Raw genomic sequence first — 11,824 nt, 5'->3', positions numbered from 1 at the left:
CGGCGGAAAGATCGTCGCGAGCCGGACAGCGGGCAGCAAGGCGCGTGATCGCTTACACCACTTCGCGGGACGCGACCTCGACGATGGCTGCACAGAGCCTGGGGTCGGTGAACGACTTCGTCCACCCGCCGAACGACTTGTTCGAAGCAATCGCCCCAGAGTCCTTGCCCGCACGCTCCGTCAGAACCTGGAAGAGGAGTTCGGCGCCCCGGCGGCCGAGTTCCATGTAGCCGAGTTTGTCGATGCATAAAGGAATGACGCGTCCGTGGCGGGTGATGGTCGCAACCAGGACATTCTCGTCGGCGGCCTCGACCAGCTCGTTGACCAGCTTGGTCGCCGGGACGTACTTCACCCGGTGCCCGCCATCGCGGCCTCGGTCCCCTGCACAATCAGCGTCGCACTCGGCCAGCAGCAGCTCCGCCAGGAAGCTCCGGTAGGACCTCTGCTCGCGGGACGCCGCGTCGGCCAGGTCGGGGAACTGGCCGCGGACAGTGGGCAGTCGGCGCATCCGGCATGCCTGGTCGATCGCGGTGGTCGCGGCTTCCTCGGTTCCGGCCACCAAGGAGAAGACGACCCACGGCACGGCTGACGGCCGTATGGCCTGCCTGTACCACTGCCTGACCCACACGGCCACGCAGGCGATCGTCGCCGGGGCCGGCGCCCGCGCTCGGCATCCGGGTGCACCCGGCCGCCGCCGCGGTCGCGCTCGTCATCTCCTTCACGATCCGCGCCCGCAGTCATACCGGCGTTGTGTGAACCGGAGTTGGCTGCGAGTGCGATATCTGTGCGTCCCGGTGCGCGGTGCGGCATCGCGTTCCGGATGGTCATGAACACCGGTCCGAGCGCGCGCGGGTCGACTATGCCGCGTTTCCGACAGGCGGCCGACCGCCGCCCGGGATGCGGTAGAGCAGTGTGTTGGATCAAGCAACGCGACTGGCCATGCCGCTACCTCGTCGATCGCGGCGGGGGATCCCGAGTATCGCGGACGTATCGAAGCTCGCATACGCCAACGCAACAGCCCTGCGTCTTCAGTGGAGGCATGAACCACACAGCGCATCACTGTCAGCGCCAGATGTGTTTGACCGGTAAAGGACTGTGATCATGGACTCGGATTCGGTGAAGGGTATCGACCGGCGGCGGCTGTTCAGCTGGGGCGGGCTGGCTGCCGCCGGCGTGGTGGCGGCCGGCGTGCCGCTGGTAGGCGCCGGAATCGGCCACGCCGACTCGATCCCAACCGACTTGCCCGGGGACGACCGGATCCCGCAGGACACCCTGCCCGGCGGAGCCTACGACCGGTACGTGGCGCAGCTGGCCGCCGAGGGCAAGTTCTCCGGCGTGGTGCTGCTGTCGCACCGGGGCCGCACGGTCCTGTCTCGCAGCTACGGCATGGCCGACAAGGAGAAGGGGATCCCCAACCGCGAGGGCATCGCGTTCAGCCTCAGTTCGGCGGGCAAGCCGTTCCACGCGGTGGCCATCTTGCATCTGGCGCAGCAGGGCAAGCTGCGGCTGTCGGACACGGTGGGCGCCCACCTGACCGGCTTCGCCAAGGACATCGCCGAGCAGGTGACCATCCACCACCTGCTGTCCGGCACCTCCAGGCTGGATTCCCCGGACGAGGACGTGCAACGCGTCTTCCAGAGCCGGGACGAGGTGCACGAGTACTACGAGCAGCGGGCCCGGCAGGCGAAACTCGTGGGCGTCCCGGGCACTTCCGACACCGTCCACGCGGAGGCGGAGGTCACCGTCTCCGCGCTGATCGTGGAGGCCGTGGCCGGCACGACGTACTGGGACTACGTCCAGGAGAACATCTTCAAGCGCTGCGGCATGACCAGCTCGGCGTTCTACACCAGGCCGCAGTGGCTCACCGACCCGCACATCGCGCACCCTTACATGGAACTGGCCGACGGCAGCGTGGTGGACGCGCTCCGCAACCTGGACCAGGGCAGCCCGTACCCGTACGTACTCGGCAAGAACCCGGGCCGCGCCTTCATCGATGCCCCCGGGGACGGCGGCTTCGCCACCGCGCCGGATCTGGTTCGGTTCGCGCAGGCGCTGACCGACGGCACGGTGCTGGACCGGCCTTGGGCCGACGTGCTCTTCGGGGCCAGAACCCCCCACGGGGCGACGTCGTTCGGTGCGTACGGCCTCGCGATCGACATCGTCAATGGCCAGTGGGAGTACCAGCGTGCCGGTGGAAACCCCGGTGTCGGCGCCAACTGGAGCATCTACCCGTACACCGGCTGGGTCGCCGTCACCCTCATCAACCGCGGCTCCGACAGCCTGGTTGACATCCTCGAGCAGCAAACGCAGGCCATCACCGGCGCTGCGCCCTCCGGCGGGGCGGGCGGCTGAGGGGGATCATGAACCACAGCCCATTTCCGTCAGCACCGCCCCGCCGGCCCATGCTCGCCGGCCTGGCGATCCTCGGTCTGGCGGGCGTGCTGTTCGCCGTGTGGCGGCCGCTCATGATGACCGCTTGGGCCTGCATGGCCGGGCGGTGGCACGGCTGCTTCGATACGTCCAACGGTGTGCTGCTCATGACGCTGGTCGGGCTGCCATTGGCCGCTCTGCTGGTGTGGGCTCTGGCGCGCCTGCGGCGCGCCGGCAGTGTCACGTCGGGGTGGCGGATGCCGGTGGCCGAGGTGGGCATGGTCTACGGGACGGTGCCGATGGTATGGCTGACCCTGCAGCCGGGCCCGGGGGCCGGCGTCGTCCCCGGCCGGGTGAGTCCGATCCCGCTGCGGGACCTGGTCACGATGGGACCGGTCGGGATCGGCGGCAACCTGCTGATCTTCGCGGCGCTGGCGTCCGTGCCGCGGATCCTGATGCTCGGGGCGAGCTGCTCGATCCTGGTCGAGACCGCACAGTACGTCCTGCGGCTGGACAGGGTGTCGTCCGTGGATGACGTACTGGTCAACGCCGCCGGCGCCGTGCTGTTCGGGCTGGCGTCGCGCCGCTTGTGGCGCACTACGGTGGAGGTGCCGTCGGACCAGCCCCGCCCCGCGCCGGCGTCGGCAGGGTGAGTCGCGTGCCCGGTGTGCACCCGTCGGCGCCGATGCTGTGATGACAATAAGCTTCACGCATGCGCGTACTGATCGTGGAGGACTAACCCTACTTGGCCGAGGCGGTCCGTGACGGTCTGCGGCTGGAGGCGATCGCCGCCGACATCGTCGGCGACGGCGACGCCGCCCTGGAATCGCTCAGCGTCAACTCCTACGACCTCGCGGTCCTCGACCGTGACATTCCCGGACCCCCGGCGACGAGGTCGCCCGGCGCGTCGTCGCCTCCGGCAGCGGCATCCCGATCCTCATGCTGGGCCTGGGACGAGAACACCAACCCCTTCACCAACACCGCGCGCATCACCGTCTCCGCTCTGCGCAAACGGCTCGGCGAACCATGGATCATCGCCACGGTGGCCGGCGTCGGCTACCGGATCGACACCGGCGCCCCGGACCGGAACATCGCCGCTCCCGGCAGAACGTATGCATAGATGCCCAGGGCTCAGCGCCCGACTGAAGCTCACCCTCAGCTACGCCGGATTCGTTCTGCTCGCCGGCGTTCTCCTGCTGGCCGTGGTGTGGGTGTTCCTGCTGGGCTATGTACCGGACAGCGATGTGGGTCTCCTCAAGGTCGCACCCAACCGCTACGTCCTCCTGCAAGTCTTCGTCCCCGCCGCAGCCGCAGCTCCAGTCTTCCTGCTCGTGTTCGGGCTCGTCGGAGGATGGATCCTCGCCGGCCTGATGCTCGCACCACTCACACAGGTCACGGGTGCGGCCCGGACAGCCGAGAACGGGCCGCTGTCCCACCGGATCCGTCGACCTCTCCCTCATCGCCTAAGAAGCCGCCAAACGCTGCTTCCTTTCGCCGAACAGCGCCGGATCGCGCTGGACGTCACCCGGCGGGTCGGCCCCGACCAGCGGCTCCGCCGAACTCCTGTCGCGGATGGTGACGAACCTCGTCCAGAACGCCATCGTCCACAACCTCCCCGCCGACGGCACCGGGGCGGTCCACATCGAGGCGCACAGAGACACGAGCGTGCTGCGGGTCGAGAACACGGGTCGCCGGCTCCCACCGGAACTGGTACCGACCCTCATCGAACCCTTCCAGCGCGGCACAGAACGCGTACGTACCAAAGAGCACGCCGGCGTCGGCCTCGGCCTGGCCATCGTGCACAGCATCGTCCGTGCCCACGACGGGACCCTCGACCTCGCCCCCAGCCCCGTCGGCGGCCTCCTCGTCACCGTCCGGCTGCCCGGCACGCCGTAGGCGGCGTTCCCCGAGTGAGCCCGTTCGGGCTGGCGCCGTTCTTGGCGATCAGGCCGAGCGCCGGCGCCGACCTCCAGAGCGAACGCCCGGAGCCGAAGCGCTGCCGGTGGCCTCGTGCCCGCCAGCGACATCGAAGGTCAGCAAGAGCGGGATGCTCGCACGGTGGCGCGGTAGTTCGCCATGAGATAGGCCACCTGCCGCACTGTCCTGTCTCAGTTGGGTCCGGACATCTGGGGCCCTCTGACCTGGGTGCCCGGAGAACTCTGAGACGTCCGGATCTGGGATCGTCTCAGTTTGCTCCCGGTAGCTGACCTACTGCGGCGGCATCAGTAACGTGCTCGACTTCGAGAACGGTGGCGCCGCCTGAGCGGTAGGTGCAGGATGCTGTTCGCCGGGTACTTCGGCTCCCGCGACGCTCACGAGGTTTCACAGGCGGCGTCATCGGTTAGACGCCGATGTCGGAGTGCGACGCGGTGTCGGCCTTCCCGGTCACCCAGGTGGCGGGGCGCACGGGTCGGCGGGTGACGGGAAGAGGCTGCATGGCGGCGGTGGACAGCGGTACGCGGACGTCGGACGGGACGGCGAGGCGGCTGGCGCAGGGGAGGGCCGTGCTGCGGTGGCTGACCACCACCGACCACAAGGTCATCGCGCACATGTATCTGACGACCGCGTTCGGGTTCTTCCTGTTCGCGGGTGTGCTGGCCATGCTGATGCGGGCCGAACTGGCCAGACCCGGTCTGCAGATCGTCTCCGCGGAGCAGTACAACCAGCTGTTCACCATCCACGGCACGGTGATGATGCTGCTGTTCGCCACTCCCACCTTCGTCGGGTTCGCCAACGCGGTGATGCCGTTGCAGATCGGTGCTCCGGACGTGGCGTTCCCCCGACTGAACGCCTACACCTACTGGGTGTACCTGTTCGGCGGCCTGATGGTGGTGGCGGGCTTCCTCACCGACAACGGTGCGGCCTCCTTCGGGTGGTTCGCCTACGCTCCGCTCAACGGGTCCGCGCACACTCCCGGCGCGGGTGGCGACCTGTGGGTGATGGGGCTGGTCGTGTCCGGGCTGAGTACCATCCTGGGCGCCGTCAACTTCATCGCCACCGTCATCTGCCTGCGGGCCCCCGGCATGACGCTCTTCCGTATGCCGATCTTCACGTGGAACGTACTGTTCACGTCGATCCTGGTACTTCTGGCCTTCCCGGTGCTCACCGCCGCCCTGCTGGCGCTGTTCGCCGACCGCCGCTTCGGTGCGCACGTGTTCGACGCGGCCAACGGCGGAGCGTTGCTGTGGCAGCACCTGTTCTGGTTCTTCGGACATCCCGAGGTGTACATCGTCGCCCTGCCGTTCTTCGGCATCATCACCGAGGTGATCCCGGTCTTCAGCCGCAAACCGGTCTTCGGGTACTTCGGGCTGATCGGCGCCACCGTCGCCATCACCGGGCTGTCCGCGATCGTCTGGGCGCACCACATGTTCGCCACCGGCGCGGTGCTGCTGCCGTTCTTCTCCCTGGCCTCCTTCCTCATCGCGGTGCCGACCGGAGTGAAGTTCTTCAACTGGATCGGGACGATGTGGCGCGGGTCGCTGTCGTTCGAGACCCCCATGCTGTGGGCGCTCGGGTTTCTCGCGACGTTCCTCTTCGGCGGGCTGACCGGTGTGCTTTTGGCGTCACCGCCGCTGGACTTCCACACCACCGACACCTACTTCGTCGTGGCGCACATGCACTACGTGCTGTTCGGCACGGTCGTCTTCGCCATGTTCGCCGGGTTCTACTTCTGGTGGCCCAAGTTCACCGGCCGGATGCTCGACGAACGGCTCGGAAAATTGCACTTCTGGACGCTGTTCGTCGGCTTCCACCTGACGTTCCTCGTGCAGCACTGGCTGGGGGCCGCGGGGATGCCCCGGCGTTACGCGGACTACCTGGCGGCCGACGGCTTCACCGCCCTCAACACCGTGTCGTCCATCGGCGCGTTTCTGCTCGGGTCCTCCACGTTCCCCTTCCTCTACAACGTCTGGCGGACAGCGCGGTACGGGGAGGAGGTCACCGTCGACGACCCCTGGGGATTCGGCCGCTCTCTCGAATGGGCGACGTCGTGTCCTCCGCCGGAGCACAACTTCGTGGCCCTGCTGCGGATCCGGTCCGAGTCGCCCGCCTTCGACCTGCACCATCCCCGGCACGCCGCGCACGCGCACTCCCACTCCCCGTCCGGCGCGGAAGGACAGCACTCATGAAGGCCGAAAGCGCCCTGTTCGCCGGCGTCAGTCTGTTCTTCGCCGTCTGTGCCTCCGTCTACGGGTGGTCCTCGGCCGAGCCGGCGGGCACCGCTGCCCTGACGGTCTCGTGCCTCATGTCGGCGCTGGTCGCGTTCTTTCTCTGGCAACGGCACCGCAAGGAAGGTCCGCTGCCGCAGGACGAGAAGGAGTCGGCCGTGCACGAGGCGGCGGGGCCGGTCGCCTTCTTCCCGCCGCGCAGCGCCTTTCCGGTGCTCGCCGCGGTGGGCACCGCGCTGCTCGGCCTGGGCGCGGTGTACGGCCTGTGGCTGGTCCTGATCGGCGCCGGAGTGCTGGCGCCGGGAGTGCTGGGTTTCGTCTTCCAGTACGGCACCCGGGAGAGCTGACACGCACCTACGGTTGACCCCCGTCAGCCGCGTGCGTACGGCCGACCGGCCGCGCCCCCGCGCCCCCGCGCACGGCACCAGGGCATCACGGCAGGTGTGGCAGGCGTCGCCGTGGCACGCGCCGCACCACCGGCCCCTCAGTCGCTCCGGTCGTCCCCGCCCGTACCGGCCGGTGTCCGGTCGTCCCGCTGTCCGGCGGCACCGCAGTCCTGGCCGGGAAACGGCACCCGGTCGCTGTGGAACCAGCCGCTGAGAGCCCGCCGGAGCCCGCCCGGCCGGTTCGTCGACGAGCCGTTCACCGGCCCGGGGAGCGGGCGCGGCAGGTCGCGGTGGACGAGAGCGTGCCGCTCGGGATCCGGGACGGGAGCGCGGGACTCCCGGTAGCCGCCGGCCACCGACTGCCCGATCTCGCCCGTCCCGTCGCCCTCCGACAGCCGTGTCCGGTCGTGCCACTGGAGGGCCAGGCAGATCCGGCGGGTCAGCCAGAAGGCGAGCACGGGACCGACGAGTACGGCGACGCGCAGGCACCAGGTGAGGGCGTTCAGCGAGACGTCGAAGGTGTGCGCGAGGACATCCTGGCCGCCCGCCGACAGCAGCAGTCCGTAGAAGGCGATACCGGCGACGCCCAGAGCGGTGCGCACGGGTACGTCGCGCGGCCGGTCGCACAGGTGCCGCTCGCCCCGGTCACCGCTGATCCAGCGCTCCAGGAAGGGATACAGGTACAGCGCGACGAAGAACAGCAACGGGAAGACGACGGCCGGCAGAAACGGGTTCCAGGAGACGGTGTGGCCCCACAGCCGGGTCTCGAAACCCGGCAGGAGCCGCATGGCGCCCTCCACGAAGCCCAGGTACCAGTCGGGCTGGGCACCGCTGGACACCTGGTCCGGCCGGTAGGGGCCGTAGTTCCACACCGGGTTGATCTGGCCGACCGCGGCCAGCACCGCGAGCAGTCCGAAGACCATCGCCAGCAACCCGGCCGACCGTACGGCGAACTGGGGGAACATCGGGTTGCCCACCACGTTCCGGTTGGTCCGGCCGGGGCCGGGCCACTGGGTGTGCTTGAGGTGGAACACCAGGATGAGGTGGAGGACGACGCCCGCCAGCAGCGCGCCCGGCAACAGCAGGATGTGGGCGGGGTACAGCCGGGAGACGATGTCGTGCCCGGGAAACTCCCCGCCGAACAGGAACATGCTCAAGTAGGTGCCGACGACGGGCACGGACAGCACGAAGCCCTGGGCGGTCCGCAGGCCCGTGCCGGACAACAGGTCGTCGGGGAGCGAGTAGCCGGCGAAGCCCTCCAGCATGGTCAGCAGGAACAGGGTGAGCCCGATCAGCCAGTTGGCCTCCCGGGGCCGGCGGAACGCTCCGGTGAAGAACACGCGCAGCATGTGCACCCCGACGGAGGAGGCCATCACCAGCGCGGCCCAGTGGTGGATCTGGCGGATCAGCAGACCGCCCCGCACGTCGAAGCTGATCCGCAGGGTCGACTCGAACGCCTCGCTCATCCGGACGCCGCGCAGCGGCACGTACGAGCCCCGGTAGACGACCTCCGACATGCTTGGCTGGAAGAACAGCGTCAGCCAGACACCGGTCAGCAGCAGCACCACGAAGCTGTACAGTGCCAGCTCGCCCAGCAGGAAGGACCAGTGGTCGGGGAACGCCTTGCGCAGCGCCGCGCGGGCGGCGGAGGCGAGCGGCAGCCGCCGGTCGAGATACAGCGCCGTGTCCCCGGCCGCCCGTCCGGCCCGTTGTTCCAGCCGCGCTCTGCTCCGGGACAGCAGCACAAGCAACACCCCTCGACACCAGACAGACGGGAAACGGTCCGGAACAGGCGTACCCCGGGCAGGGCCGGGCAGGCCGCTCCGCGGCGGCCCCAGGCTCCCGGTTCCCGGGCGCTGCTGCCACTGGGCGCCGTCGGCACGCTGGCGGTACTGGCAGGTGTCCGAAGCCTGCGGCGCGCGCGCCGGGCCGGCCGGTCCCGGCGATGACCGTGCCACACCCCCGTGCGACACCCGCGAACGCTGCCTGACAAGGCACCGGAACGCTCACCAGCCTGCGGACGGAACGGATTTCGGCGCCTGCCCGAACCGCGCCGAGCACTCCAGCAGCAGGGCGTGGACGAAACCCTGGGGGAGGTTGCCCCGCAGCTGGCGCTGGGCCACGTCGTACTCCTCGGCGAACAGCCCGGCCGACCCGCACGCCGCACGCGTCCGCTCGAACCATCGGGCCGCCTCCGTGTGCAGATCCTGCGCGTGGGCGGCCAGCGCCATCGTGAAGCCGCACAGCAGAAACGCGCCCTCGGCGTCCCCCAGCGGCTCCTCGCCGTGCCGGAAGCGGTAGACGTGACCGTCCACCGCCAGCCGGCGTACCACCTGCGAGCGGGTCAGCGCGAGACTGGGATCGGTGGGCGGCACCGCCCCGCGGGCCAGCGGCAGCAGCAAGGCCGCTTCCGGGCCGGTGTCGTCGGCGGCGCGCTGCCAGTACCCGTCGGTGTGCAGACAGCGCGACCGGGTGCCGGCCAGGATCCGGTCGGCCAGCCGCGTCCAGCCGGCCGGCGCCGTCGCGCCCAGCTGCCGGGACAGGTCGCGCAGGCCGACGACGCAGCACAGCCGGGAGTGCGTCCACCAGCGCTCCTCCAGCTCCCAGAGCCCGGCCTCCGGCGCACCCCAGCGCTCGGCGATCGCGTCGGCCGCCACGGTCGCGGCCTTGACCGTCCTGCTGTCGAGGACGCCGTGGCGGGCGGCGGCGGCGAACAGCTGGAGCACCTCCCCGAAGACGTCGAGCCGGAACTGCCGGCCCGCCCGGTTGCCGGTCCGGTCGCCGCCGCCGGGATAGCCGGCGAACGGCAGCTCACGCTCCGGCGGCAGCGGCTCGCCGTCCACCGTGTAGGCGGGACGCAACTCGGCGCCGTCCGCCAGGAGGCGGTCGGTGACGAAGCGTACCGCCCGGTCCAGCAGCGGGTGGGGACCGTGCGCGGCGACCTCGATGCCGGCGTAGCACTGGTCGCGGACCCACGCGTAGCGGTAGTCGTAGTCGCGGCCGGTGTCCGCGCGTTCCGGCAGCGAGGTGGTGGCCGCGGCGACCATGCCCCCGGCGGCACTGGTGAGGCCGTTCAGGACCGCGTACGCCATCCGGGTGTCGCGGGGGGCGGCGGTGTCGGCGCAGTCGGGCACGGCTGACCGCCACCACCGTTCGGTGGCCCGCCACAGAGCCCGCGGGTCGAGGAGGTCGCTGCGCTGCTGCGTGGCGATTTCCAGGACCAGGTCGTGCACACCGCCCTCCGGCAGTCGCAGCCGGGTGCGCAGCCCGCCGTCCGCGTCGGGCCGGGCGTCCGCGGCCCCCGACCACCTCACGTGCAGGGGGCCGCTGCGCGCCCGCCACGGTCCGCCGTCCTGCCGTACGTCCGTCATGGGGTGTTGTCCGTAACCGGCACGCACGTCGAGGCCGACGTCGACGAGGGCGTCACCGCGTACGGCACGGATCTGGCGGAGCAGTACCACGCGCCCGGTGTCGGCCGGGACCGCCAGTGCCTCCCGGCAGGAGACGATCCCGTCGGCGGTGACCCACCGGCTGACCCGGATGAGCGTGCCGTCCTCGTAGTAGCCGCCCCACACGTTCCACCGGTCGGCGGGACGGACCCGGTACCGGCCGGGCCCGCCGAGCAGGCCGCTGAAGACGGCGCCGTCGTGCCAGGCGGGTGCGCACAGCCAGACGATCCCGCCGCGCGGATCGACGAGCGCGCCGCGCTCCCCGTCGGCGATCAGGGCGTAGTCGCGCAGTGTCCAGGGACCGTCCGCCGGGGCCCGCGCGGCGTCCTCGTTCCGGGCCTGCTCCTCGGACGTGCCGGGCCGGCTCATGTGGTGCGGTATCGGTCGGCGGCGTCCCGGTTCAGGGTGAGGCCGTGGCCGGGTTCGCCGCGGGCGCCGGGCGTGACGGTGCCGCCTGAAGGGTCGAGGGTGCCGCGGAACAGCAGGTTCTCGACGCGGACGTGGTCGTGGAACCACTCCAGGTGGCGGGTGTTGGGTACGGCGGCGGCGACGTGCGCGTGCAGGTGCGGGGCGCAGTGGCCGGAGATGTGCAGCCCGAGCCCCTCGGCCACGGCGGCGGCGCGCAGCCAGACCGTGACGCCGCCGCAGCGGGTGACGTCGGCCTGGAGGCAGTCGACGGCGCCCGAGGCCGCCATCCGGGAGAAGTACGGGAGGTCGTAGCCGTACTCGCCGGCCGCGACGTCGGCGGTGACGGCGTCGCGCACCTCGCGCAGCCCGGTCAGGTCGTCGGAGGAGACGGGCTCCTCCAGCCAGGTGACTCCCGAGTCCGCCATGGCGGCCGCCATGCGTACGGCCTGCTTGCGGGTGCAGCCGCCGTTGGCGTCGACGTAGAGTTCGGCGGCGTCGCCCACCACCCGGCGGGCCAGCCGGGTCCGGTGCAGGTCACGCGCCTCCTCGCGGCCCCAGGACTCGGCGACCTTGATCTTCACGCGGTCGATCCCCTGGTCGGTCCAGCCGCGCAGCTGCCGTGCGAGCTGACCGTCGTCGTACGGGGTCAGACCGCCGCTGCCGTACACCGCGACCTCGTCGCGGGCCGCGCCCAGCAGCCGCACCAGCGGCAGTCCCAGCAGCCGCGCTTTGAGGTCCCACAGGGCGATGTCGACGGCGGAGACGGCGCCGGCGGCGATGCCGGGCCTGCCCGCGTTGCGCAGGGCCCGGCTCATGCGGTCGTTGGCGGCGGGGACGTCGAAGGCGTCGTGCCCGGTGACCAGGTCCGCCAGCTCGTGCCCGACCACGGCGGCGGTGGCGGGCGAACCGTAGGTGAAGCCGAGGCCGGTGCGACCGGCCGCGGCGGCTTCGACCAGCACGAGGGTCGTCGCGTCCCAGGTCAGCGTGGCGTCCCCGCCCGGCAGATCGGTGGGGACGCGGTACACGGAGACGGACAGGTGCGCCA

8 protein-coding genes and 3 pseudogenes are annotated in these 11,824 nt (G+C 70.8%); 6 read left to right on the top strand and 5 right to left on the bottom strand.

Annotated elements, in window-relative coordinates; all coding sequences use genetic code 11:
• Nucleotides 1-76: 76 nt before the first annotated feature.
• A pseudogene (locus ACTT8P_RS36635) lies at nucleotides 77-583 on the bottom strand (ATP-binding protein); the annotation flags it as partial.
• Nucleotides 584-1,101: 518 nt separating this feature from the next.
• Between ACTT8P_RS36635 and ACTT8P_RS36630 the strand changes: the two are divergent.
• The 4 genes and pseudogenes from ACTT8P_RS36630 to ACTT8P_RS36615 all read left to right on the top strand — a co-directional run bounded on the left by ACTT8P_RS36630 (nucleotide 1,102) and on the right by ACTT8P_RS36615 (nucleotide 4,266).
• Entirely contained in the window at nucleotides 1,102-2,352 is a 1,251-nt protein-coding gene (locus ACTT8P_RS36630; RefSeq protein ID WP_442836118.1) for a serine hydrolase domain-containing protein, read from the top strand.
• Between the two features lie 50 nt (nucleotides 2,353-2,402).
• Nucleotides 2,403-3,023 (top strand): VanZ family protein, encoded by a 621-nt coding sequence (locus ACTT8P_RS36625; RefSeq protein ID WP_442836117.1) that lies wholly within the window; start codon nucleotides 2,403-2,405, stop codon nucleotides 3,021-3,023.
• 92 nt (nucleotides 3,024-3,115) lie between these two features.
• Nucleotides 3,116-3,490: pseudogene (locus tag ACTT8P_RS36620) on the top strand (response regulator).
• Nucleotides 3,483-4,266: pseudogene (locus ACTT8P_RS36615) on the top strand (sensor histidine kinase). The pseudogenes ACTT8P_RS36620 and ACTT8P_RS36615 overlap by 8 nt, the downstream one beginning before the upstream one ends.
• Before the next feature lie 445 nt (nucleotides 4,267-4,711).
• Here ACTT8P_RS36615 and ACTT8P_RS36610 read toward each other — a convergent pair.
• Nucleotides 4,712-4,912 (bottom strand): hypothetical protein, encoded by a 201-nt coding sequence (locus tag ACTT8P_RS36610; RefSeq protein WP_442836116.1) that lies wholly within the window; start codon nucleotides 4,910-4,912, stop codon nucleotides 4,712-4,714.
• Nucleotides 4,913-4,919: 7 nt separating this feature from the next.
• On the opposite strand from ACTT8P_RS36610, the gene ctaD reads away from it, so the two are divergent.
• On the top strand, nucleotides 4,920-6,497 hold the full coding sequence (gene ctaD / locus ACTT8P_RS36605) for an aa3-type cytochrome oxidase subunit I (RefSeq protein WP_442836115.1): 1,578 nt from the start codon (nucleotides 4,920-4,922) through the stop codon (nucleotides 6,495-6,497).
• Nucleotides 6,494-6,883, top strand: coding sequence for an aa3-type cytochrome oxidase subunit IV (ctaF, locus tag ACTT8P_RS36600; RefSeq protein WP_442836114.1), 390 nt, complete (start codon nucleotides 6,494-6,496; stop codon nucleotides 6,881-6,883). Before ctaD ends, ctaF begins: the two co-directional genes overlap by 4 nt.
• A 137-nt stretch (nucleotides 6,884-7,020) precedes the next feature.
• On the opposite strand, the gene qcrB is transcribed toward ctaF, so the two are convergent.
• The 3 genes from qcrB to ACTT8P_RS36585 form a co-directional block, all read right to left on the bottom strand.
• Nucleotides 7,021-8,667, bottom strand: coding sequence for a cytochrome bc1 complex cytochrome b subunit (gene qcrB / locus ACTT8P_RS36595; RefSeq protein WP_442836120.1), 1,647 nt, complete (start codon nucleotides 8,665-8,667; stop codon nucleotides 7,021-7,023).
• 261 nt (nucleotides 8,668-8,928) lie between these two features.
• The gene (locus ACTT8P_RS36590; RefSeq protein ID WP_442836113.1) at nucleotides 8,929-10,740 is read right to left on the bottom strand and encodes a glycoside hydrolase family 15 protein; all 1,812 of its coding nucleotides are present in this window, start codon (nucleotides 10,738-10,740) and stop codon (nucleotides 8,929-8,931) included.
• The gene (locus tag ACTT8P_RS36585) at nucleotides 10,737-11,816 is read right to left on the bottom strand and encodes an enolase C-terminal domain-like protein (protein ID WP_442836119.1); all 1,080 of its coding nucleotides are present in this window, start codon (nucleotides 11,814-11,816) and stop codon (nucleotides 10,737-10,739) included. The genes ACTT8P_RS36590 and ACTT8P_RS36585 overlap by 4 nt, the downstream gene beginning before the upstream one ends.
• Nucleotides 11,817-11,824 lie beyond the last annotated feature (8 nt).

The sequence above is a fragment of the Streptomyces sp. JW3 genome (assembly GCF_052216785.1).
GTDB lineage: Bacteria > Actinomycetota > Actinomycetes > Streptomycetales > Streptomycetaceae > Streptomyces.
The sequence above is the reverse complement of the archived record's forward strand: the minus strand, read 5'-3'. Positions and strand labels throughout refer to the sequence as shown.

Excerpts from the sequence above, each read along its gene's own strand:
- ctaD (WP_442836115.1), top strand. The coding sequence starts at position 4,920 with ATGTATCTGACGACCGCGTTCGGGTTCTTCCTGTTCGCGGGTGTGCTG.
- ACTT8P_RS36590 (WP_442836113.1), bottom strand. The coding sequence starts at position 10,740 with ATGAGCCGGCCCGGCACGTCCGAGGAGCAGGCCCGGAACGAGGACGCC.
- ACTT8P_RS36625 (WP_442836117.1), top strand. The coding sequence starts at position 2,403 with ATGCTCGCCGGCCTGGCGATCCTCGGTCTGGCGGGCGTGCTGTTCGCC.
- ACTT8P_RS36610 (WP_442836116.1), bottom strand. The coding sequence starts at position 4,912 with ATGACCTTGTGGTCGGTGGTGGTCAGCCACCGCAGCACGGCCCTCCCC.
- ctaF (WP_442836114.1), top strand. The coding sequence starts at position 6,494 with ATGAAGGCCGAAAGCGCCCTGTTCGCCGGCGTCAGTCTGTTCTTCGCC.
- ACTT8P_RS36630 (WP_442836118.1), top strand. The coding sequence starts at position 1,102 with ATGGACTCGGATTCGGTGAAGGGTATCGACCGGCGGCGGCTGTTCAGC.